Genomic DNA, 23,940 nt, shown 5'->3' with positions numbered 1-23,940 from the left:
AGCGACCAACAAGGACTTGTTAAACCATGACTGCCATTACCTTCCCGGACTTGCTCGACGACCGTGCCGATGTGCTGCAAAGCCATGGCCTCAACGGCCTGAAACTGGCCCTGGTCAGCCTCGGCCCCGGCAGCAACCCGGCCTTTGCCGATATCGAGCTGAGCTTTTTCAATGGCCTGCACCTGGCCGCGATTGTCGCCGAGCTGAGTGCCGACCCCAGCCGCGTGCATCAGGTTTTTCGTCTGCGCGGTGGCAGCCGTCTGCTGGCTGGCAATGCGGCGGGTCAGGTGCAGGTGACGGCGGTCAGCGCCATGGACAGCCTGCGTTTGCGCCTGCGCATTGCGCCAGTAGGCGACTACTCCACCTACCGCCTGGAGCTGGTCTGGAACGCCAATCTGATTGATCCATTCTTCAGCAGCATCGGCTTCAAATTCCGCCCCGGCTGTTTCACCAATGACTGCGCCCCGGCACAACGGGGTCGCCCGGCCTTGCCCGGCCCGGCCATCGACTATCTGGCCAAAGACTACGACTCCTTCCGCCATACCCTGATGGTGGCCATGGCCGAACGGGTGCCCGGTTGGACCAGCACCAGTGAGGCCGACCATGACCAGGTGCTGATCGACCTGTTTGCCGCGGCCGCCGATGAGCTCAGCGACTATCAGGACCGGGTGATGGCCGAGGCCTATCTGGGCAGCACGCGCAAACGGGTGTCCCTGGCCCGCCATGCACGGCTGATGGATTACCACCTGCACCAGGGCAACCAGGCCAGTACCTGGCTGGCGGTGGATGTGATGGCCGGCCAGGCACCCTTTACTCTGGCTGATCAGGAACTGCTGGTGCGTACCGGCGAGGCCCAGGCCAGTGCTGATGCGGTGTACTTCGCCAGCCGACAGCAGCGCCTGCCGGCGGTGCAACGCCAGCGCCTGGACCCCTTGCTTAACCGCCTGCGTCTGTACACCTGGCGCGATGCCCAACCGGCCCTGGCCGCCGGCAGTACCAGCGCCGACCTGGTGCCCTTCGATGGCCTGGCCGATCAGGCCGCCGCCGATGCCCTGCGCGACCTGGTACGCAGCGGGCAATGGCGCGAGCTGCTGCTGGCCGAGCGGCTCAACCCCCTTACCGGTCAGGTTGCCGGTCGCCATCGCGGCAAGCGCCAGTTGCTGCGTCTACTCAGCGGCAACGACGGTGCCGAAACCCTGTTCGACCCGCTGCTTGGCGTATGGCTGGTGCGGGTCAATTGGCGCCGCGACGATGCCCTGCGCCACGACTACAGCTTCAGCACCTTTTGCCCCGGCCCGCCGCCGCAGACCATCCATGATGTCTCGGTGTTCTACGGCAACCTGCTGCCGGTGTATTCCGGGCGGCCGCTAAGCGTGCAGTTCCATGAGCCGGGTGGCCTGCTGCCTAGCGATAGCGCTGTGCTCAAGCACCGCCATTTCCAGCGCCTGGACCGTCATCAGGACGGCCGCGACTGGGTGCTCGCCGAACTACCCGATGAAGGCCCCTTGGCTTATCTGCCGACCGCGCAACGTGCCGGTGAAGTGCCGGCACAGTCCACCCTGTGGCTGGAGGTGGAGGCCGCCGGTGGCGCACGGGAAACCTGGGATGAAGTGGAAAGCCTGGTGCACAGCGATGACTCGGCGGAAAACGGCGACCACTTTATGGTCGAGACCGATGAGCTGCAGCGCAGCCTGTTGCGCTTTGGCAATGGCAGCAATGGCCGGCTGTTGCCGCTGGGTGCCACGCTGCATGCGCGTTACCAGATCGGCGGCGGCCCGGCCGGCAATATCGGTGCCGACCAGTTACTTCACAGCGAACCGCTACAAGGCGCGCTGAATGGCGCGGTGATCGCCAGCAGCAATCCCTTTGATGTAACGGACGGCCGCGACCCCGAACCGGCCGAGCGTATCCGCCGCAATGCGCCGGAAGCTTTTCGGGCCCGCCAGCTGCGGGCGGTGACCCTGGCCGACTACGTCAAACGCGCCGAAGAAGTGCCCGGGGTGTCCCGCGCGGTGGCGCGCTATGCCTGGACCGGTAGCTGGCGCACGGTGCGTATCACCCTCGACCCTGCAGGCTTTACCGCCCTCGGCGATGAACACTCGCAAGCCCTGTGGGACGAACTGCTGCCGCGGGTCTCGGCGCACCTGGAAGCCGTGCGCCTGATTGGCGAAGACCTGGAAATTCGGCCGCCACGTTATGTGCCGCTGGAGCTTCAGGTGGTGGTTTGCGCGGCGGCCGACTACTGGTGCGAAGACCTGCGTTTCGTCTTGGAGCAGGAGTTCTCCGAGCATTGGACCAGCGATGGCCGACCAGGCTTTTTCCACCCTGATCAATGGACCTTTGGCCAGGCCCTGCACCGCAGCCAGATTGAAGGCCGGCTGCTGGGGATTGCCGGCGTCGCCCATGTACTGAGCATCAGCATGAAACGCTTTGCCTCACCGCTGCCGGCCCTGGTGAATGGCGAGCAGTTGGCCATGGCCAGCGATGAAGTGCTGGTGCTGGCCAACGATCCCGACCATCTGGAACGCGGCCTGATCCGCTTTACCGTGCAGGGAGGACGCCGCTGATGGCCTGCAATCCGCTGATCACCGATCCCTTTGTCTTTCCCCTGCCCATCGATAACCGCCCGGGCTTGCCGCGCATTGCCGTGCGCATCGGCCGTTACGGCGAGTTTGTCGAAGCCATGACCCGTGGTATCGACGCCGCCCCGGAACTGGCCGCCTGGACCCACCGCGAAGCCGATGACCCGGGTATTGCCCTGCTGCAAGGCGCAGCGATTCTGGGCGATATCCTCAGCTTCTATCAGGAGCACTACGCCAACGAGGCCTACCTGCGCACCGCCAGCTGGCGTGAAAGCGTCGCCGAACTGGTGCGTCTCAGCGGTTACCGCCTGGCCCCGGGCATTGGCGGCCGGGCCACCCTGGCCTTCGAAGTGCGCGGCACGCAGCCGGTAACCTTGCGCAGCGGTTTCCCGATCAAGGCCGAACTGGCCGGACAGCCGAGCCCGGCAGACTTCCAGACCGATGCCGAGCTGCTGGCCTGGCCCCATCTGGGCCGTTTCCATCTGTACCGGCCCCGCAGCTATGCCGCCACATTGGCCGTCGGTAGCAGCCGTTTCGAGCTGCATAGCGTCGATGGTTACAACGACAGCCAGAGCCTGGCGGACTTCCAACTGAAACCCGGCGACCGCCTGTTGCTGCAAGCGCCGGAACCGGCCTGGACCAGCAGCGGCACCACCCTCAGTGCGCAACAGGCACCACAGATCATCAAGGTAAAAACCGTCACCCAGCTGCTCGGCCGGGTGCTGGTGGAAACCGACACGCCGCTGCAACAGGCCTGGAACCAGCCGGTGGCGGCGTACCGGGTGAATCGCTCGTTCCGCCACTTTGGCCATAACGCACCGCCCAAGACGGTGGCCAGCAAAACCAGCGGCAACGATATAGTCGGCGCCAGCGAATCCAGCACCACATTTTTCCGCCATCTGTACGCCGGCCATGGTTGCACCAACAGCAGCGCCAGCATCGCCCTGGCACCTGAGCTGCTGCCACTGGATGCCGAGTTCAGCGATCTGCATGCCGGCATGCGCGTGGTGGTGCAAGCGCGAGTCAGCAGCGCCAATACCAGCACAGCGGTGCCGCTTAGCGTGGTGCGCCGGGTCAGCGCAGTGCAGAGCGCCAGCCTTGGCTTCGGCAATCTGAATGGGGCCAGCACCTTTCTCAGCCTCGACCAGCCGCTGATTCGCCATGCCATGAGCACCCAGCCGGGCAGCGATGTGCGCGATATCGTTGTGCATGAAGTCAGCAGCCCGCCACTGACCCTGAAACCGCTGAATGCCCCGGCGGACGGCAGCTTTACCACTGGCAGCAATGCCCTGCACTTCTATGGCACCCAGGCCCAGGCGCGGGCGCTGGCCGGGCGGCGTCTGTATTTGCAGGGCGATGATGGTCGCCAGGTGGAGTTGTATTGCACCAACAGTGTCGCCAGTTTCACCACCTCGCTCCCCGAGGTGCCAAGGCTGTGGTGGCTGACCTTTGATCGCCCGCCCACGCCCTTTACCCGTGCCGATTTCGATGAGGTGGTGCCCCGGGTCACGGTGTTCGGCAACCTTGCCGATGCCAGTCAGGGCAAAAGCGAACCCCAGGTGGTGCTCGGCCATGGCGATCATCGCCAGGCCTGGCAGACCTTCGCCCTGAGCAAAGCGCCGCTGACTTACTTTCTCGCCCCGGCCGCTATTCCGGCGCAGCAGCCGGCGCTGCAGATCTGGGTTGAAGGACGCTTGTGGCAACGGGTCGACAGCTTCTTTGGCCATGGCCCGCAGGAGCCGATCTATATCGTTCGTGAAGACGCCCAGGGCAAAAGTTTTGTGCAGTTTGGCGACGGCGAAACCGGCGCGCGACTGCCCTCGGGGTTGAACAATGTGCTCGCCAATTACCGCAGTGGCAGTGGCGCATTCGGCGCGTTGAAAGCCGGCACCCAGCTCACCGCCAGCGAGCGTCCGCCGGGTTTCGACAAACTGGGCCTGGCCGGCATTGTCAGTGGCGGTGCCGCAGCGGAAGCGGCGGAAAAAGCCCGTCTGGCCGCGCCTGGCAAGGTGCAGAGCCTGGGCCGCTTGGTGAGTATTCAGGACTATGAAAGCGAAACCCTCGGCGTGCCCGGTGTGGTCACCGCCAGCGCTGCCTGGGATCTGCATGCCGGTGTGCCGGCGGTGATCCTGCGGGTGCTGCTGGAAGGCGGTCGCGAAGCCGAGTTCAACGCGGTAAAGGGCACCCTCGGCCATGCGCAGCGCTGCCGTGGGCCGGACCGTTTCCCCCTGATCGTCGAGCAGGCGCTGCTGCGTTATGTGTTTGTCGACCTCAGCTATGCCCGCGTGCCCAGCTATCCACAAGCCGATGTCGAAGCCGGCATTCGTGCGGCCCTGGGCCTGGTGGCCGATGGCGAGCATGAACGCAGTGGCCTGTTCGGTCTGCATAAACGCCGGCTCGGTGAGCGCGAATATGCCAGCAGCATCGAAGGCGTGGTGCAGAACGTGGCGGGCGTGCTGTGGTGCAAGGTCACGGCCTTTGGCCGCCTGGCCGACAGCGTGCAGCAGCCACTGACCGCGCCCCTGCCCTATGCGCCGCGCAGCCTGGCCGGCAGCGTGCCGTGCAGCGGCCATGAACTGCTGCAACTGGCCGCCCCACACCTGAGCCTGAGCGCCCTGGCCGAACCCAGCGCAGGGGAATGCCCATGAAGCGCGTGCCGCTATTCGAACGCCTGCCGGAGATCTACCGCACCCGCGATGCCGAGGCGGTGCCGGCCAATCAGCTGCGCGCCTATCTGGGTGCCATCGAGGGACCCTTCGCTGCCCTGCATGCCGATATCGAGCGGCTGTACGACAACCTGTTTATCGACACCTGCGAAGACTGGGTAATCCCCTATCTGGCCGATCTGCTCGGCACCTCGCACCTCAGTGGCGAGTCGCGCACCCTGCGTGCCGACGTGGCCGACAGCATCGCCCTGCGCCGGCGCAAAGGCACCCTCGGGGCCATCGAACGCCTGGCCTTCAATCTCACCGGCTGGAGCTGTCGCAGTGTGGAGCTGCGGGAAAACCTCAGCTGGACCCAGCACCTTAACCACCAGCGCGCCGATGCTGGCGGCGCTCCGCCCTATGCCAACCCCGCGCACAACCGCTTTGCGATTCCCCGTGGCGGCACCGCACCGCTTCGCGACCCGGCGGCCCTGGCCTTGCTCGGTACGCCGTTCGACCGTTTTGCCTATAGCGCCGACTGCAAGATCGCCCAGGACGGCAACCGCCCTATCAACCTGCCCAACCTGGCGATTTTTCTCTGGCGTCTGGCGGCGTATCGCCTGCCACGGGTGTTGCCGCTGTGCAAAGGGGTAAGCAGCCTCGGTGCCCTGCCCGCCGGCCTGGCCCGTCGAGCGTTGCGCTTTGATCTGCATCCGCTGGATATCCCGGTACAGCTGTTCAATACCGGGCGGCCGGGGTTTCTCACTGGCGAAGCCCTGACCCAAGCGGACGCCGTGCCCGGTCCCATGCTCGCCCCACGCCTGACCAGCGGCAGCGCCGATGGCCAGCCCGAGGCTTATGTGCAGCTGGATTATTTCGATGCCGCCAGCGATCCCCTGAGCGGCTTCGATCTCGCCGATAGCGGCCTGCAACTGTTTATCCCCCAGGGCCTGCAGGCACTGCTGCCGGCAGACTGGGTGTGGCGCTACCGCGGCGACAATCTGTGTGCCTGGGAAAGCGGATTGCGTCGGCCCTTGCAGCTGGGCGAGATCGTGATCGACCCGGCCATCGGCCGCCTGTTGATCGGCCTGCAAAGCACCGCCCAGGCCAATCAGCTGGTCAGCGACAGCGGCGGCCAGTTGCAGTCGCGGCTGTACACCAGCTTTACCTACGCCGCCGTCGGCCCGGTGGGTGCGCACCCGGTTGCGCGCAGTGTGCCGGTCAACCCGAGCGACGCCGAGATTCGTCGGGTCGGGGCGATTGCCGGGGGCATCAGCCTGCAGGCGGCGCTGGCCGATCTCGACAGCGCCAGTGGCCCGGTGATTATCGAAATCCACGACAGCCTGGTGCATAGCATCGATCTCGCCGCCCTGCCCGGCACCGCCATCGATGGCACGCGTTCCTTGCGCCTGGCGCAGTCCCTGACCCTGCGCGCCATGGGTGAACACCGGCCCATCGTATTGCTGGCCCAGCCGCTTTCGCTGCGCCCGGTGGATGCCGCCGCGGCCACCCCGGAATACCCGCAGGTGCGTTTGCAGGGCCTGTACCTGGCGGCGGCGCCGGGCTTTGCCGCTGGCGCCGCACTGATCGAACGGGCCGCCGTGGCGCGCCTGGAACTGCTGGGCTGCACCCTGGCCCCCGGTGGCCATGGCCTGCGCGACGGCAGCCGCGCGCCGATGCAGGCGGCACTGCGTTTACTCGACGGTTATGGCTTTGCCAGCAGCGCCGAGCGCGACGCCTTTGTGCCGACGCCAGACATCGTGATTCAACGCTGCATGGTCGGTGCCTTGGCCGTGGACAGCCGCTACCGCCTGGATATCCAGGACAGCGTGGTGGATGCCGGCCTCGGCTTCGCTGACGCAGCCACTGGCCTGCTGGCCATCGGTGCCGCCAGCGATCCGGCGAATGCCTGGGGTGCAGCGCTGGACTTTGCCGGCATCACCTGTTTTGGCGGCGTGCGGGTGGCCGCCGTGGGTGGCAGCGGCGGCATCTTCACCCAAGCCTTTCAGGTGCTCGATAACCAGCACGGCTGCATCAAATGGAGCGCCTTTGCCGCCGCCGACAACCGCAAACCGCCCAACCATTTCTGCGTGCAAGGCGCACGCATCGTCTTTACCGCCGAACGCTTCAATGCGCCGGGGTATGCACAACTGCAACGCGAAACCGACCGCCGCGTCCGTGAACTGGGCCCGGACGACGACGCCATGGGTGCCTTCGGCTTTCTGCTGGAAGCGCACAAGTGGACCAATCTGCACGTGCGGCTCAGGGAGTTCACGCCCATTGGCGTGAGGCCGCTGGTGATACCCATCAGTTGACGGAGGGAACCATGCAAGGCGATTTTTCCGTACTCAATTTTGTCCCCCACGAGCATGACAACGGCGTTGCCACGCCGGCTCAGGGCCTGCTGCGCAACCTCAACGGCGTGCTGCACCAACAGGGCCGGGTTACCACTGACGCCGACCTTACCGAGGGCCAACTGCTGGAGCTGGCCTGGGAGGGTCAGGCCGGACGCGACATCATCGGTGCCGGGGTGTGCGCAGTGCCGGCCACCGAACCCCAGGGCTTTCATGTGGAAGTGGCTGCGGTGGTCGATGGCCTGGTGCAGGTACAACTGCGCCCCGGCCGCGCCTGGGTGGATGGCATTCTTACCCGCCTGGCAGGCAGCGCAGCGGCACCGCTGGAGCCGGTCAGCCGGCAGGCCAGCTACCTGGGCGCGCCGCTCAGTGCGCCGCTGCCAAGCGTCGCCGAGATCGACGACAACACCCGCGACGCGGTGATTCTTGAGGTGTCGCAAGAGGCCGTGCATGGCTTCCAGTACCCGCAGCGTTTGCTCGAACCGGCCCTCGGTGGGCCGGACACCGCCGAGCGCGCTTTCGTCAATTTCCGCCTGCGTCTGCTGCGCCTGGCCCAGGGTGAAGACTGCACCAGTATCCTTGGCAAACTGCGTGACGACCCGGCCAGCAAGGGCCATCTCAGCGTCACCCTGACCCCGCAAGTGGCCATCGGCGGCGACTGCCCGGTGGTCGGTGGCGGCGGTTACAGCGGCTTCGAACACTGCCTGTACCGCATCGAGATTGCCGAGGGCGCCATCCCGCGCTTCAAGTGGAGCCAATGGAACGGCGGCCTGGTCGGCCGGGGCCGCTTTGACCCGAGCAGCGACCCCGACCGCGTTTACCTGGATGCCGGCCGCGCCGCCATCGTCAATTCCGGGCTGACCGAGTTCTACCTGGAGGCCCTGCAATACGACGAGGCCAGCGGCAGCTGGGAAGTGGTGTATGGCAGCCGCGCCACCCTGAATACCGACCACGATCTGGAACTGGCTGCGCCGGCCAGTTTCGGCACCTTGCCGAGCAGCGGCGACTCGGTGTTTATCCGTCTGTGGAACGGCCTGGGCGATATCGCCAGCTTTCCCGCCAGCGCCGCACCGCAGGAGTTGCACGACGGCATTCACCTGGCCTTCGATGCCGTCAGCGCCGGCAATTACCGGCCCGGCGATTACTGGACCTTCAGCGTCCGCGCCGGGGCCATCAGCAACCCGCAGGTATTGCTCGACCACCAGCCACCCAGTGGCATCGTCTACCACCGCGTACCCCTGGCGGAAATCAATTGGAGCGCACGGCGCAATACCGAAATCAGCGGCAGCCTTGAAGACTGCCGCAAGCGCTTTCGCCCGCTGGTCAACCAGAAGGTCTGCTGCACCTGGCTGGTGGGCAATGGCGTCAGCAGTTTTGGTGACTTCAACTCCTTGGAAGAAGCCGCCGAGCACCTGCCCGCCAGCGGTGGTGAGCTCTGCCTGTTACCCGGCGTACACCGCACCAACCTGCACCTGCGCGGCCGGCATAACGTGAAGATTCACGGCTGCCGCTGGCGCTCCCTGCTGCTGCCCGGCAGCGAGCAACGCCAGCAGCCCCTGCTGCGGTTTAGCGACTGCGTGGGCATTGAGGTGTGCGACCTCGATCTGGTGACCTTCGACGGCATCGCCGTGCTGATCGATGGCCGCAGCGAAGACAGCTGCCGCGATATCCAGGTGCATGACTGCCGGATGATCGCCCGTCGAAACTGCATCCGTCTGGACAACGCCGCCGCCGTGACCCTGACCAGCAACCGCCTGCACCTGCTGGATACCGTCGATGGCCTGGCGAGCATCTCCCTGGCCGCCGACGATGTGCTGCTGGAGCGCAATACCCTGGTGTTGCTGCCCTTTAGCGAGCCCAAGGGCGAGCAACCGCAGGAACCGGATGACGACCCCGGTCGCGACCCGGCGGACCCCTGCGCCAAGCCCGAAGTGTTGTACCTGTTTCCCTGGCTGATCCAGGCCTACGCCTTTAGCGTGTGGGGCATGCTGCTGGCCAAATTGCTGCCGCAGCAGCCCTATAAGGCCCTCGGCGGTATCCATGTGCGCGCCGGCAGCGAGCGTGTGCGCATTCTGGAAAACCAGTTGGTTGGCGGTGCCGGCAATGGCATCACCCTGGGCGGCGATCTCGACCCGCAAGCTAGTGAAGAGAACAATCCCGACGCCCCACCCGTAGCCACCGTTGCCGCCGCGGCCGAAAGCGCGGCAAACGACCCGGACCAGGCCAGCGTCACCGTCACCGCCAATGGCCAGTTCCTCGCGCTGCTGCAGGATGAAAAAGGCAAGCCGCTGGCCGATGTGGATATCTACCTGCAGGCCGCCAGCGTCGTCACCGACCGCAGCGACGCCCAGGGCATGCTCAGTATCAAGGCCGCGCCCGGCATCTACCGCCTGGACGTGGCACCGCCCTATCAGGTGCTGCGGGTTGGCGAGGCCTCTGACCAGGGGGTGCTGGTGACGGCGATTACCCTGGGCACCCGCGCCGTTAAAGAATCACGCGGCTTTATTCATGACCTCAGCATCGAAGCCAACGACATCGCCTTGATGGGCCTGTCGGCCATCGGTTTTGCCCCGCGTGCCGGGCACTCGCTGCTCGGCGAAACCCGGCAGATTCCGGCCAACGATCCAAAGGCCGCGTTGCTCGCCTATATCGACGCCGCCCTGCTCAATCTGGCGCTTACCCCGCTGCTGCGGGCCACCGATCCGGTGCGCGACCTGCTGATACTCAACAACCGCCTGCACCACAATCTGCAGAACCCCTTTACCGAACAGCTGCTCAAGGAGGCGCAATTTATCGGCCGGGGCGGGATTTCTCTGGCCCTGGTGGAGGCGGCACGGATCAGCGGCAACCATATCCACGACAACGGCCCGCGTGCTGCCGACCCGGTGTGCGGGGTGTTTATCGGCTATGGCGACAATATCGAAATCAGCGACAACCGCCTCAGCGCCAATGGTGCCGACACCCTCGACTACGAAGACAAGCGCAATGCCGGTCTGCGTGGCGGAATCTACCTGCGTTTCGCCGCCGCACTGACCAGCCAGCTATCCAGTTCCAGCGGCCGCAACGCGGCCCTGCGGGTGCACGACAACCGCGTCGAGCAACCGGTCGGCCGGGCCCTGACTGCCTTTGCCTTTGGCCCGGTTTCGGTGGGCAACAACCATTTCAATAGCGAATACACCGGGCTGTTCGGCCTGCTCGATGCCTTTATCGGCGGGGTGCTGCTGATCAACCTCGGCGGCATTCACCGCCTGCTGGCGCGCACCTTTGCCAAGTACCTGGAGCCACCGGTCACCAGTGCGCCCGGCAGCGATGCGCAGCACCTGTACGGTGCCAAACAGCGCTATGCCACGGTGGCCGAACAGGCGTTGCCCGGCGGCGAAACCCTGTTCAACGACAATTACATCCGTCTGGGCCTGGACAACCGCTCGCTGACCTCTCAGGTGCTGGCCTCGCTGGACGACCTCGGTTACTCGGCCAATACCTCGGCGGTGTACCGCGGCGACCCGTTTTTCGCCAATGCCGTGCTGCTTGGCGACAGTGTGCGGGCCACGGCCTCGCGGCTGCGTGAAGACGTGACCCGTACCCTGTCGTTGCTCAGCATCGGTATGCGCATGAACAACACCAGCCTGAATCAGGCCGACCACTGCATCGTGGCGCTGCCGACCGCCAAGATCAGCCCGTTGCCGACCATCGCCCAGCTCAATCAGGTGTTGGACGCCGACGTCTGCGCCAAGCTGTTTGCCGATCCCTCGGCCATCGGCCAGTTCCTGATCAGCGTGCTGCAAGCCAATGCCGCGCAGTTGGGCGGCAACCTCGGCAAAGACAGTTTCAGCGACAACCAGGTGGGCGAACTGACGCAGCACTCGGCGGCCCAGGCGGTCGGCCAGATCAATGCCACCCAGGTGCAAACCACCCAGCTGTACCAGTCCGAGGCCTACCGCATGGAGATCAAGCACGGCAGCCAATTTGCCGCCGTGCAAACCCTGAAAAGCCAAGCCTATGCCGGTGCCCAGACCAATCGCCTGCTGGTCACCAGCAAGGAAACCCTGAGCTTTCGCGACAGCCGCAAAAGCAACGACGGCGCGGCCTTTAGCGGTCGCCTGCTGAATGATCGCGACCAGGGCATTGGCGGCTACACCGTGGAACTGCTGCGCAGTAACGGCACCCTGGTGGAAACCGTTGGCCAGAGCGATGCCAATGGCTTCTTCAGCGCCAGTTACAGCAGCGAGCAGACGGCCGCCCTGGAGAAACAGAGCCCGCTGTTCGCACGCGTCAGCGATGGCAACGGCAAACAGGTGCTGCGCGACAGCACCACCCTGCAGTTTGCTGCCGGTGCCGAGCTGCAGGTCACCCTGGTGCTGCCGCTGCGCGCGGTACCGAAGTCAGTTTTTAAAGACGCCAGCGTGATCTTCGGCAGCCGCACCGACACGCCCGCTACACCGACACCACCTACCACGCCCAGCGAGCCGAGCACACCGACAGAGCCCAGCGTGCCCAATGTGCCGCCGAAACCGGCCGAGCCTGTGCCCGAGCCAAAGGTGCGTACCCCATTGGCCAAACTCGAACTGGATGAAGCCACCCTCAAGCAGCTGGCGCGGCTAAAGGTCATCGACGTTGAGGGTGTGCTGGAAACCGACCGTGAGCGCCTGGCCAAGGTGCTCGGCAGCGAAGAACAAGCCCAGGCCTTGCTGGAACGGGCCAAACGTATTCTCGACGGCGGCAAACCCAGCGGCAAAACCACGCCAGCGGATGTACGGATAGACAAGGTGGCGATCCCGACCAAAAAGGCTGTGGTGGTGGGCAAAACGCTGACCACCCGGATCACCAAAGCCAGCAACCCCGCCGGGGCGGCAGGTAGCAAAAAGGCGGCGAAAAAACCGCCGAGCAAGCCAACCAAGAAACCGTAGGTTGGGTTGAGCGCAAGCGAAGCCCAACAGACGATCTATCAGCGGAGCCCTGTGGGCTCCTTGTTGGGCTTCGCTGTGCTCAACCCAACTTACGGAGAATCACCCATGTCGAGCTTTTCCGTCGCCGAACAACTGCAACGCCACAATGCCAGCTCGCGGACCACTGCACCGGTGCCGCAGGCCAGCCCTGCCGAGGGCAAAAGCCAACTACCCGGTGCCTGCGCCTGTGGCGGTGGTTGCCCGCGTTGCCGGCACAAACAGCCGCTGCAAGCCAAGCTCAGCGTCAGCCAGCCTGGGGATCGCTATGAGCAGGAAGCCGACCGCGTCGCCGCCCAGGTCATGGCCAGCCCCAGTGCGCCGCAGTTGACTGCGCCAGTGCAGATCCAGCGCCTGGCCACTAGTAGCGGCGAGCACGCCCAGGCGGTGCCCGACAGCGTCGAGCAGACCCTGGCCGGCAGCGGCCGCCCGCTGGAACCGGCGGTGCGTGAGAGCATGGAGCAGCGCTTTGGCCACAGTTTTGCCGATGTGCAATTGCACCTCGGTGGCCAGGCCCAGCAGTCGGCGCGGGATGTTGGCGCAGAGGCCTATACCGTCGGCCGCAATCTGGTGTTCGACGCTGGCAAATACGCGCCCCAAACCAGCGCCGGGCAACACCTGCTGGCCCATGAACTGACCCATGTACTGCAGCAGACCGGCCCAGCGGCAGGCGTCGGCGCGCAACGGATGCTGGCGCGTTATCGTAATCCGAAGAGCAAGAATTCCATCGCCTTCGAAGGTGCCGACGAAACCCTGACCGACTCGAAAAACCAGCCCTGGATCGCGCATATCGATGTCGCCTTCACCGGTGCCGCTGTCGATACCGGGCATGTTGCCGACGCCAAGGCCGCCGGTGACCCGCAGGTACCACGGATGCCCACCGGCACCCTGACCGCCACCTACAGCGCCAAGTCCAGCACCACGCCAGGCCCGCTGAGCGTGCCCATAGTCGGCGGTTCGACCATGCGCGGCATCGGCCTGACCGATAAGGTCACCAACAACAAAGTGAGCCGCATGGAGGGCTCTGGCTACACCGACTCGGACAATGTCAGCAGCGGCAACCTCAGCGATCCGGTAGCAACCAAAGGCTGGGGCTCGCGCTATTCGAAAAGCGGTGACGGCACGATGAACTACGCGATCTTCTTCGCCGGCCCCCAGGCCATTCACGAAGGCGCGCTGGACACCGGTTCCCACGCCTGCGTGCATGTGGAAGACCACGACAAGATGCGCACCCTCAACCACCACACCTGGCGCGGCAAGACCACGGTGACCGTCACCTATACCGACGCCACCGCCAAAGACCTCTGCTGCACCCGCAAAGCCAATGGCAACCCGGGCTGGAAAAACAACCCGTGCAAAGGCACCAGTTGTCCATAGCTGCCGCCCCGGGCAGGAGGAGCAAGCCTATGTTCAGCCACGCCAACCAAGCCAGCATGGCTTCGCGCTGCGAGTCGTTGCTCGACCCGCCCCCCTTGCCCCTGCCCTGACACGTCCACCCTGTGCCCGAGGTGTTGCCATGTCCACGCTCTTCGAAGACCTGATCAGCCGCTACAAAACCCTCAATATCGCCTTCCCCGCCCTCAAGCCGGTAACCCTCGCGCAGTGGACCCTGGAGTCCGGCCACGGCACCTCGGAGCTGGCCAGCCAGCACCTGAATTTCGCCGGCCTGAAGTGGCGCTCGGAGATGGTCGGCTTCGCCACCCCGGTGGAGTACCACGCCCACGACGGCCAGGACTTCTACTGCAAGTTCGCCAGCCTGGAGGCGTTTATCCTCGGCTACTGGAAGTTTATTTCCCGCTCGCCGTACAAGGGCTGGGAAGACCACGCCGGCGATGGCAAAAGCTTTATCGAGTTTGTCGGGCCGATCTATAACCCCTCCGGTGCCGCCTATGTCAAACAGGTGCTGGCATTGGTGAGCGACGCAACCAAGCGCCTGAGTGACGCCACCAGCGTGGTGCTGCCAGCCACTCCAGTGGTGGCCGGCGCGCCGGCGGTGATCGTGATCGACCCCGGCCATGGCGGGCTGGCCAAAACCGGTGGCAGCAGCCCCAACAATGCCCACTCGCCGTCCGGTGAACTGGAGAAAAACTGGACCCTGGATTTTGCCAAGCGCACCCGCAACGCCGTGCTCACCAAGGCCCTGGCCGGCGGCAAGAACGTCAAGGTGCTGCTGACCCGCGAGAGCGATATCAATATCGGCCTCAACGCCCGCGCCAACGTGGCGAAAAGCAACGGCGCCAAGCTGTTTCTAAGCATCCACTTCAATGGCTTCAACGGTAAGGCGCGGGGTATCGAGGCGCTGGTCAGCAAGGTCAATAGCAACCCGGCGGCCGACCGCGCCTTTGCCCAGGTGGTCCACGACAAGGTGCTGGCGGTGCTGAAAAAACTCGACCCGGCCAGCGTCGCGCGCGGCGTCAAAGACCAGGCCCTGGGGGTGCTCAGCGATATCGAACTGGGCAATAGCACCGCCAGCCAGCCGTGCCGCGCCTGTCTGGTGGAGCTGGAGTTTATGGATGTGCCGGCGGTGGAGGCGTTACTGCGCCTGGAGCCGCCCCAGGCCGCGGCGGCGAAGAAGACCGCACAAAACCGCCAGGCGATTGCCGATGCCTTGGCCGACGCGCTGTTGAGCCAGGTCTGAGGGACCTTGCTCAGCGAACTGGCTGCCGCCCGACCAACATCGGCGCGTCTTGTTTATGGCCCAGATAATGGGCTGAGCCATTGCCCGAAAAACTGCTGGGCACAACGATCGAATGGTTCGCCAGATAGGTGCAGAGGCCCAGCATCATCAATCGGTAACAAACTGCGTTCACTCTGGCCCTACGCAATCTATGCGTGTGTGCTCGATTACGTGCCGACCTTGTGTTGGCATTTTTTTTGACCGGCTGAAAGCCAGCCGCAGGAGGCGAAAATGGATATCGCAGTGCAAAAAGAGACAACCGCCAGTCGCGAAACCTGGACGGTGAAAACCGGCAGCATGGCCATCTCCTTTTCCGATCAGAGCTCGGCCATCAACTTCGCCGACAAGCTCAAGGAGCGCGTGGAAGCCCCCCACCCGTTGCTGGGCGAGGTGCTGTTGTCGAGCTATGCCGGCTTGGGTGAAGTGCCCCAGTAAGGCAACGCTATTACGGCTGATGCCTTTGCCGGAGAAATCAGCCCAATTCCCTTTCAGCCTCGGTTTTTCACCAGGGTAAACATCCGGACCCGGTCGCTGATTTGCTGAAAGGTATGGCGAAAGGCATCCGCTTGGTCGCTGCTGCCGGGATCGGCAAAGTTCCACACTAGGGCTTCACCCGAAGTGGGCAGCAGTTGTTCTTCCTCCGATGACTTGTCGCACAGGTCGATCAGGTAGTCGAAATGCTGGCCGGCGAACTCCGCAATGGATTTGCTGCGCAGCCCGGCGGCGCTGACGCCGGCGTGTTCCAGGGTTTCGATGGCGCGTGGATCGAGCGGCCGCGGCCGGGTACCGGCGCTCTGTGCCTCGAAGTGTTCACTCTCCAGATGACGCAACAGCGCCTCGGCCATCGGCGAGCGGGCGTCGTTGGCGACACAGACGAATAGCACGCGAAGTTTGTCGGTCATGCCGTGTTCCTCCTGGGTGGACGGTCCCCAGCGGAGCATAAAGGCATTCGGTTACAGCTCTGTGTTGCCCCGCCAGGCCCTGCAGCAGGCGGATTTTGTTGCAACCAAAGCCCGCGACCGACGGTCCTTAATGCAGCCATCAAACCGCAATATCGCCGCCTTACAGTGCAGCCTCGAATTCAGGAGTTACCCCTTGTGAGCCGCGCCATCCGTTCCCTGTGCAAAACCCTCGATCTGATCGCCGCCAATAACGAAACTGCCGCCGTCGCCGTGATGCGCGCCGCCGAGGCCAGCAACGATCAGGTGTTGAAGCAGCAGCTGCTGAATGTCATCCATCGCCTGAATGTGGATGCCACCCTGCTGCAGGCCGCCCGCCATGAAATTGCCCATGAGGGTTTGAAGCGCGCCTGATCCGCTGCTTTTGGCCCGCTGGGCTGGCCCGAACGGCTGGCCATACCGGTCGTCGGCGTGTAAGGTTGCACCCGGGTGTCGCGACTGCGGGTGCAGTCAGGCAGGTTTTTTGTGTTGGTCGGGCCGCCACACAGTTGGAAAAAGTGAGCGACCATGAACCATCCCCTTTCCCCGAAGGCCCTGCCGGCTGCGCGTCGAGTAGCCGATAAAGCCTTTAGCGCCCTCGAACACTTCCTGCATATCGAAGCGGTCAGCGGCATCGTGCTGATGATTGCCGCCGCCATTGCCCTGATCTGGGCCAACTCCCCCGCTGCCGACAGTTACCACCATCTCTGGCATTTGCCGCTCGGCATCCATCTGGGTGAGCTGCAGATTTCCCAATCCCTGCATTTCTGGATCAACGACGGCTTGATGACCGTGTTCTTTCTGGTGGTGGGTCTGGAAATTCGCCGGGAAATTCATCAGGGTGCCCTCGCCACCCTCAAACTCGCCACCCTGCCTATGGCTGCCGCCCTGGGCGGCGTGGTGGTGCCGGCGCTGTTGTACCTGGCCATCAATGGCAGCCCGGAACTGCGTGCCGGCTGGGCGGTGCCAACCGCCACCGATATCGCCTTTGCCATGGGCGTGCTGGCCTTGCTGGGCAAGTCGATTCCACCGTCGGTACGGGTATTTTTGCTGGCCCTGGCGATCATCGACGATATCGCCGCAGTGCTGATCATTGCCCTGTTCTATTCCGGTGGCCTGGAGCCAAGCGGTTTTCTGATTGCCGCTGCCGGCATTCTGTTGGTGCTGGCGTTTCAACATATCGGCATCGCCTCGGCCTACGCCTATGTACTGCCCGGCGCGCTGCTGTGGTTCGGCCTGCTGAAAACCGGCGCACACCCGACCCTGGCGGGCGTGGTGTTGGGCCTGATGACGCCGGTGGTGTCCCGGGCTAGCCTGGAAAGCCCGTTGGAAATGGCGCGCCGCGCATTGAGCCGCATACATGGCGATACCCCCGCGCTGGTGCAGCCGGTGCGGGAACTGCGTGACGCCCAACGTGAATTGCTGCCGCCGGTAGTGCGGGTACAAGCGGCGCTGCACCCTTGGGTGGCGTATGGGGTGATGCCGCTATTCGCCTTGGCCAACGCCGGGGTCAGCCTGGGTGGTGTCGACCTCGGTGACGCCAGCGCGGTGACGGTGATGCTGGGTGTGCTGTTTGCGCTGGTGATCGGCAAGCCGGTCGGGGTGATGCTCAGCACCTGGCTGTTGGTCCGCCTGGGCTGGTGCAGCCTGCCGGAAGGCATGAATTGGTCGTGGGTCGCCTTGATTGGCTGCCTGGCGGGGATTGGTTTCACCATGTCGATCTTTATCGCGTCCCTGGCATTTGCCGACCCTGGTCTGCTCAGTGCGGCCAAGCTGGGCGTGCTGTTAGCCTCGGCGATTGCCGCGACCATCGGCTTGCTGCTGGGTGCCATCGTGGTTCGCCGAGCGCGAGCGCGACGCTAAAAGGCATCGCGGCTGAGCGCCATTGCGCCCAGCCGCTCCGGCCCTCAACCCAGACGCATGGTCAACTCGACCTCGCCGGCAAAGGGCACCGACAGGTAACCATTGCCCGGCTCACGCACATAGGCCAGGTACTCGGGGCTGTAATCGGCGTTGTCGGCGATGATCAGCGCCCCTGGCCGCAGGCGCTGCTCCAATTGCCGGAGAATCTGCGGGTACAGCGCCTTGGCACCATCGAGCAACACCAGATCGATACGCTCCGGCAGTTCCACGCTAAGGGTTTGCAGAGCGTCGCCCTGGCGAATCTCCACCAGATCGAGCAAACCACCCTGCTCCAGGTGCGCCCGGGCCTTCTGCACTTTCGAAGGTTCGAACTCGCTGCTGATCAGCCGTCCGCCGCCGTTGTCACGCAGCGCTGCGGCCAGGTGAATAGTGGAAATGCCGAACGAGGTGCCGAACTCGACAATCGCCTGGGCGCCAATGCTGCGCGCCAGCATATACAGCAAGGTGCCAGTGGCCGGCGACACTGCCAGGGGCAGGTCTTTCAGTTGCGCGTAGAACTCCAGGTACTCGGTTTTGCTCTGCATCAGTCGGGTCAGTTCCGCCGCCGGTAAATTGGCCAGGGCCGGATTGCTCGCTGGAGATACATCGGCTTCGCTGAACAGACGTTGCAACAGGCCGGCAACAGGTTGGCTGGTTAGGGTGCTCATAGGGGCTCCGAAAGGGCTATTGGAACGCTGGATTGCGCCCCGCTAGAATGCGAGCAATTAGTCGCCTTTTACTATTCGCATTACCGGAGCCGCCCATGACTGATCGCCAGAGCCCGCGGATTTCCTCGCGCAAACAGCCCAAGCAGGCCCGTTCGACGGAGCTGGTAGAAACCATTCTGCAGGCCGCTACTCAGGTTTTGGCCAAGGAAGGTGCGGCGCGCTTTACCACCGCCCGGGTAGCGGAACGGGCTGGGGTCAGCATTGGCTCGCTGTACCAGTATTTCCCCAACAAGGCCGCCATTCTGTTTCGCCTGCAGCGCGATGAATGGCAGCAGACCACCGACCTGCTCGGACAGATTCTCGGCGATCGCGCGCAGCCGCCAATGCAGCGAATCCACACCCTGGTGCAGGCCTTTATTCAGTCGGAATGTGATGAAGCGCAAATGCGCGTGGCGCTAAACGATGCCGCCCCGCTGTACCGCGACGCGCCGGAAGCGCAGGAGATAAAAGCGGCGGCCGAACAGACCATGCGCAGCTTTATGCAGCAGGTATTGCCAGCAGCCAGCGACGCCGAACGTGAGCTGGCCGGACAATTGATCACCGACACCATGAGCTGCGTGGGCAAACAGTTCTCTGAAAGCCCACGCACGCCGGCCGAGGTGCACACCTATGCCGACGCCATGGCGCGGATGTTTTGCAGTTACCTGCAGGGGCTTTAGAACGCCAACTGGTAGGAGGTCGCGAGCCAGAAATTGGGCATCTCGCTCTGGGTGGTGCCGTTGAGCATCAGCGACAGCTTGCCCGGGCCAACGTTGCCTTCCACGCCCACCCCGGCTTTCAGCCAGTCGTTGGTCACGTCCTCGCCCGGCAGGTTGAAGCTGAACAGGCCTTCTATCTGACCATTAACGCCGGCGCTGTGGTTCTCGAAGCGATGGGCTGCTTCCAGGTTGGCGACAAAGTTGTAGCCAGGAGCGAATGGCAGCGGGGTTTCAGTGTTGAAGCCCAGACGCGCTTCGGTATTGCTGTCGGTACGGCCGTCGAAGTGCGCCGGGATGCCGCCGCCCTTCTCGGTGTAGCTGTCGAGGTGGCTGTTGCTGTAGCTGAGGTCCACATAGGGGCTGACGCCGGTAGTGGCCAGAGTCACGGCGTTCTGCCAATCCAGACGGGTGCGCAGGCCCCAGGTCTGGGTGTCCGGGCTGGCCTTGGAGGAATCCAGCTCGCTGAAGTTGATATAGCCGCGACGGATATCCGCCTCGCCCCAGTGGCCGAACGCGCCAACGGTGGCGTAGACGCCATGTTCTTCCAACAGCGGGATGATGCTTTCCAGCATCAGGTATTGGCCGTCCGCTTTGACTTCACCGTCGTTCACCAGATTCTGCCGCGCCCAGGTCTGACCGATGGAGACGTTGAACTGAGCAAAGCCAAGGTTATGCCCCACCCCCACTTCGGCCATACCGGTACTGCCCTCGCGGTTGCCATGGTCATCACGACCCCAGTCACCGGCCACCCAGAAGGTTTTCTGCCCAGGTGCGACCAGACGATCCAGCGGGTGACTGTGGGCACCGTTGATCATCAGGTTGAGGTTGTTATTGATCGAATTAACCCCGGCGGAAGTGGATTGCAAACTTTCGGCAACTGAATCCAGGGTGATCAGTTGGTTGACATAGGCGTAGTACCAACTGGCTGCACTGGTGTTGCAGGTGACTTGGCAGTCGCTTACAGAACCATTTTGGAAGAATTTGATAAACGGATAGCCGCTGCCCTCGCCATAGGCGAAAAGGATGCCCGCGCCTGTCATCCCGTTGGAATAGCCGCCTGCCGTAGTGGTCAGCAGACCTGACAACGCAGAAGCGAGCGAGGCGTTGCCCCACCAGGGTTGCGCTCTGAAAACGGCCGCCGATGTCGGGTAGTTGGTGTAGAACGACGAAATGGAATACGTGCTGCCGCCATAGCTGACCACCACTGTAGGTCGCTCCACCGGGGTAACCGGCACCGCATAGGCCGAATTCAAATTGGCCAGACAAATACTGCCCAACAGGCTGTATGACAACAGTCTTTTAACGCTTCGCATGGAGTCCCCTGGTGTAAGTGCTGCAGGGCTTATTAAGTGCCCTGTCGTAATGGCGCGCGGAGACTAGCACTAATGGCTTATTGCCACCAAGCGGATTAACTGAAAATTTCGTTGCCAGTGTGAAGTGTCAAATAACAGCCGCTAGAAAAAACCAATGGCAAAAACTTGGCAGCGCTTATCGGTAGCCGGCCAACTTCGTCTGCCACAGCGGATCGCTAGCCAGCACGTCGATAACCCGGTTCAACTCGGGCAATAACCGCGCGTAGGCCGCCGGCACCAGTAGATGTCGGCGATACCGGCTCAACACCGGCTCAGCGACAAACAGCTGCGCCCGCAAGCCTGGCTGCTGCTTAAAAAAATACGCCAGGGTACGTTCACCCAACACGGTGGCATCCACCCAACCGCGCTGCAGGCGCTCCAGATTGACGTTCTCGCTGACGCTGTCTTCGCGACTGACCGTGCCTGCCAGCAGCCACTCGCCAAGTTCCGGGTACTGGTGCCCGGCGACCAGGCCCAGGCGATGACCAGCGAGGGTGCCCAGGGTCAGCTGACTAGCCTCGCCCGCAGCCCGGGAAACCAGGCGATTGCCATCATCGATAAAGGCCTGGCTGAAGCTGTACTGCGCGGAACTGGCAAACCACGTGGCGCTGACGCCAAGCACCAGACCCTGCAGTTGGCCGCTGGCCAACTGGCGATCCAGACGTCGTCTGGGCATTTCACGCACGGAAAAATGGTAGGCCGGCAGCAGTTCCTCGAGGCGTTGCGCCAGATCGAAGTACAGGCCCTGCTGCGCCTGAAAGTTCACCACATAGGGCGGCTGCTGCTGATAGGTAAACAAGGTGATGTTTTCGGCAGCCTGGATGGCTCCACCCTGACAAAGCCAGATCAGGCCAAACAACAACGCTCTCACCCTGTCACTCCCTCGCACCACACCGATGCTGTTTGACTATAGAGCATCGGTTGGCGGGGCGTTCAGGGCCAGACGCTGACGAAGTCTTCGAGGGCCAGGTCCTGCGGCGTGCGCAGCTCACGCTCCGGTTTGCCAAGGTACAGAAAGGCGATGATCTGCTCATTGCTGGCCAGCCCCAAGCCCTTGGCTACACGGGCGTTATACGCCAGCTCACCGGTGCGCCAGACCGCGCCTATGCCTTGTGCATGGGCAGCCAGCAGAATGCCGTGGGCCGCGCAGCCGGCGGCGATAACCTGTTCCTGCGCCGGCACCTTGGGGTTCTCTTCGACACGTGCAATCACCACCACCAGCAACGGCGCACGCAGCGGCATGGTCAGAGCTTTGGCCAGGGCTTCAGGCGTTGCGTCGGCACCCAGGGCGCTAGCGAACAGCTCGCCGAGCTGGTTACGGTCGCGACCCTCTACGGTGAGGAAACGCCAAGGGCGCATCTGGCCGTGATCCGGCGCGCGCAGGGCGGCGCGAAACAACGCCTGGCGTTGCAGCTGATCGGGGGCCGGTTCGGTCAGACGGGGCGCAGAAACACGATTGAGCAGAGCGTCAAGCGCATCCATGAGGAACATCTCCTGAATAAGGTCAGCGGGCATTCTAGTGGGGGAAACGGAAAATAGCCGGGGGGATTTAAGCCCGCACAGCGCTAACGCAGAAACCACGCGCTTTGCCGCACCTGATGTCGCTAGAATGTGCGCCTGCCCTTTGCCGAGCCTGTCTGCATGGTCTCACCGACGCTGCGCACCATTGGTTACATCAACGGTATTTTCCTGGTCACCCTGGCCATCAGCATGGTGGTGCCGGTGGTAACCCTGCTGATATTCAACCGCGCGTCAGAGATCAACACCTTCCTCTGGTCCAGCCTGATCACCTTTCTCGCCGGCCTGGCGCTGGTGCTACCCGGCAAACCCGAACATGTGCATCTGCGCCCACGGGACATGTATATGCTCACCGTCAGCAGCTGGATTGCAGTGTGCATTTTCGCCGCCCTGCCGTTTCTGCTGACCCAGCACATCAGTTACACCGACTCGTTTTTCGAAAGCATGTCCGGCATCACCGCCACCGGTTCCACGGTGCTTAGCGGTCTGGACCATATGTCACCCGGCATTCTGATCTGGCGCTCATTGCTGCACTGGCTGGGGGGCATCGGCTTTATCGGGATGGCGGTGGCGATCCTGCCGCTGCTGCGCATCGGTGGCATGCGCCTGTTCCAGACCGAGTCATCGGACCGCTCGGAAAAGGTCATGCCGCGCTCCCATATGGTGGCCAAGTACATCGCCCTGGCGTACACCGGCATCACCGTACTCGGCACCCTGGCCTTCTGGCTCGCCGGGATGAGCCTGTTCGATGCGATCAATCACGCCATGTCGGCGATCTCCACCGGCGGTTTTTCCACCTCGGACCAGTCCCTGGCGCATTGGACGCAACCGGCCGTGCATTGGGTGGCAGTGGTGGTGATGATCCTCGGCAGCCTGCCGTTCGCCCTGTATGTCGCCACCTTGAGGGGCAACCGCAAAGTGCTGTTTCGCGATGAACAGGTACGCGGCTTTTTCGGCCTGCTGCTCACCACCTGGCTGGTGATGACCCTCTGGTACTGGCTGACCACCGACCTGCCCTGGTACGAGGCCCTGCGCCATGTGGCCGTGAACGTCACCTCGGTGGTTACCACCACCGGCTTCGCTCTGGGCGATTACAGCCTGTGGGGCAACTTCTCGCTGATGATCTTTTTCTACCTGGGCTTTATCGGCGGCTGCTCCGGCTCCACCGCTGGCGGCATCAAGATTTTCCGCTTTCAGGTGGCCTATATTCTGCTGCGCGCCAACCTGCATCAGTTGATTCACCCACGCGCGGTGATCAAGCAGAACTACAACGGCCACCGCCTTGACGAAGACGTGGTGCGCTCGATTCTGACCTTCTCGTTCTTCTTCACCATCACCATCTGCGCCATGGCGCTGGGCCTGTCGTTGATGGGCCTGGACTGGATCACCTCGCTGACCGGCGCGGCCAGCACGGTGTCGGGCGTCGGCCCGGGCCTCGGTGAAGTGATCGGCCCGGCCGGCAACTTCGCCAGCTTGCCTGACGGCGCCAAGTGGCTGCTGTCGTTCGGCATGCTGCTGGGGCGCTTGGAGATCATCACCGTGCTGGTGTTGTTTGTGCCGGCGTTCTGGCGGCATTAAACAATTCACTGTCCCGTAGGAGCGG

At 63.7% G+C, this 23,940-nt stretch carries 16 protein-coding genes; 11 read left to right on the top strand and 5 right to left on the bottom strand.

Annotated features, from left to right (window positions below; translation table 11 throughout):
- Positions 1-26: 26 nt before the first annotated feature.
- The 7 genes from ACVW0Y_RS05615 to ACVW0Y_RS05585 all read left to right on the top strand — a co-directional run bounded on the left by ACVW0Y_RS05615 (position 27) and on the right by ACVW0Y_RS05585 (position 15,636).
- Positions 27-2,567: a baseplate J/gp47 family protein gene (locus ACVW0Y_RS05615; protein ID WP_457436626.1), complete on the top strand. Its 2,541-nt coding sequence runs from the start codon at positions 27-29 to the stop codon at positions 2,565-2,567.
- The gene (locus ACVW0Y_RS05610; protein ID WP_457436625.1) at positions 2,567-5,230 is read left to right on the top strand and encodes a hypothetical protein; all 2,664 of its coding nucleotides are present in this window, start codon (positions 2,567-2,569) and stop codon (positions 5,228-5,230) included. Before ACVW0Y_RS05615 ends, ACVW0Y_RS05610 begins: the two co-directional genes overlap by 1 nt.
- Positions 5,227-7,542, top strand: a complete 2,316-nt coding sequence (locus ACVW0Y_RS05605) for a phage tail protein (protein WP_457436624.1) — start codon at positions 5,227-5,229, stop codon at positions 7,540-7,542. Before ACVW0Y_RS05610 ends, ACVW0Y_RS05605 begins: the two co-directional genes overlap by 4 nt.
- Positions 7,543-7,553: 11 nt before the next feature.
- Positions 7,554-12,488: a hypothetical protein gene (locus tag ACVW0Y_RS05600; protein ID WP_457436623.1), complete on the top strand. Its 4,935-nt coding sequence runs from the start codon at positions 7,554-7,556 to the stop codon at positions 12,486-12,488.
- Positions 12,489-12,593: 105 nt separating this feature from the next.
- Positions 12,594-13,901, top strand: coding sequence for an eCIS core domain-containing protein (locus ACVW0Y_RS05595; protein ID WP_457436622.1), 1,308 nt, complete (start codon positions 12,594-12,596; stop codon positions 13,899-13,901).
- Between the two features lie 139 nt (positions 13,902-14,040).
- The gene (locus ACVW0Y_RS05590) at positions 14,041-15,162 is read left to right on the top strand and encodes an N-acetylmuramoyl-L-alanine amidase (RefSeq protein WP_457436620.1); all 1,122 of its coding nucleotides are present in this window, start codon (positions 14,041-14,043) and stop codon (positions 15,160-15,162) included.
- Between the two features lie 270 nt (positions 15,163-15,432).
- Positions 15,433-15,636: a hypothetical protein gene (locus ACVW0Y_RS05585; protein ID WP_457436619.1), complete on the top strand. Its 204-nt coding sequence runs from the start codon at positions 15,433-15,435 to the stop codon at positions 15,634-15,636.
- Between the two features lie 53 nt (positions 15,637-15,689).
- Here ACVW0Y_RS05585 and ACVW0Y_RS05580 read toward each other — a convergent pair whose 3' ends face one another.
- On the bottom strand, positions 15,690-16,103 hold the full coding sequence (locus ACVW0Y_RS05580) for an arsenate reductase ArsC (protein ID WP_457436618.1): 414 nt from the start codon (positions 16,101-16,103) through the stop codon (positions 15,690-15,692).
- Between the two features lie 195 nt (positions 16,104-16,298).
- Between ACVW0Y_RS05580 and ACVW0Y_RS05575 the strand changes: the two genes are divergently transcribed.
- Together ACVW0Y_RS05575 and nhaA are read left to right on the top strand one after the other, a co-directional pair.
- Positions 16,299-16,514 carry a hypothetical protein gene (locus ACVW0Y_RS05575; RefSeq protein ID WP_457436617.1) on the top strand — a complete coding sequence of 72 codons (216 nt, stop codon included), beginning with the start codon at positions 16,299-16,301 and terminating at the stop codon, positions 16,512-16,514.
- A 153-nt stretch (positions 16,515-16,667) separates the two neighbouring features.
- On the top strand, positions 16,668-18,002 hold the full coding sequence (gene nhaA, locus ACVW0Y_RS05570; protein WP_457436616.1) for a Na+/H+ antiporter NhaA: 1,335 nt from the start codon (positions 16,668-16,670) through the stop codon (positions 18,000-18,002).
- 44 nt (positions 18,003-18,046) lie between these two features.
- Here nhaA and ACVW0Y_RS05565 read toward each other — a convergent pair whose 3' ends face one another.
- Positions 18,047-18,709, bottom strand: coding sequence for an O-methyltransferase (locus tag ACVW0Y_RS05565; protein ID WP_457436615.1), 663 nt, complete (start codon positions 18,707-18,709; stop codon positions 18,047-18,049).
- 95 nt (positions 18,710-18,804) lie between these two features.
- Between ACVW0Y_RS05565 and ACVW0Y_RS05560 the strand changes: the two genes are divergently transcribed.
- Positions 18,805-19,428 carry a TetR family transcriptional regulator gene (locus ACVW0Y_RS05560; protein WP_457436614.1) on the top strand — a complete coding sequence of 208 codons (624 nt, stop codon included), beginning with the start codon at positions 18,805-18,807 and terminating at the stop codon, positions 19,426-19,428.
- Here ACVW0Y_RS05560 and ACVW0Y_RS05555 read toward each other — a convergent pair.
- The 3 genes from ACVW0Y_RS05555 to ACVW0Y_RS05545 form a co-directional block, all read right to left on the bottom strand.
- Positions 19,425-20,780 carry an autotransporter outer membrane beta-barrel domain-containing protein gene (locus tag ACVW0Y_RS05555; RefSeq protein WP_457436612.1) on the bottom strand — a complete coding sequence of 452 codons (1,356 nt, stop codon included), beginning with the start codon at positions 20,778-20,780 and terminating at the stop codon, positions 19,425-19,427. The two genes, ACVW0Y_RS05560 and ACVW0Y_RS05555, sit on opposite strands and share 4 nt — an antisense overlap.
- A 175-nt stretch (positions 20,781-20,955) precedes the next feature.
- Complete coding sequence (locus ACVW0Y_RS05550; RefSeq protein WP_457436611.1) at positions 20,956-21,690, bottom strand: substrate-binding periplasmic protein; 735 nt, start codon at positions 21,688-21,690, stop codon at positions 20,956-20,958.
- Between the two features lie 62 nt (positions 21,691-21,752).
- The gene (locus ACVW0Y_RS05545) at positions 21,753-22,301 is read right to left on the bottom strand and encodes a nitroreductase family protein (protein ID WP_457436609.1); all 549 of its coding nucleotides are present in this window, start codon (positions 22,299-22,301) and stop codon (positions 21,753-21,755) included.
- A gap of 159 nt (positions 22,302-22,460) precedes the next feature.
- Here ACVW0Y_RS05545 and ACVW0Y_RS05540 point away from each other — a divergent pair, with 159 nt between their 5' ends.
- Complete coding sequence (locus ACVW0Y_RS05540; RefSeq protein ID WP_457436608.1) at positions 22,461-23,915, top strand: TrkH family potassium uptake protein; 1,455 nt, start codon at positions 22,461-22,463, stop codon at positions 23,913-23,915.
- The last annotated feature ends 25 nt before the right edge of the window (positions 23,916-23,940 follow it).

The organism is Pseudomonas sp. TE3786, assembly GCF_054057335.1.
Note: the sequence above shows the minus strand (reverse complement) of the source record. Positions and strands in the feature narration are given on the sequence as shown.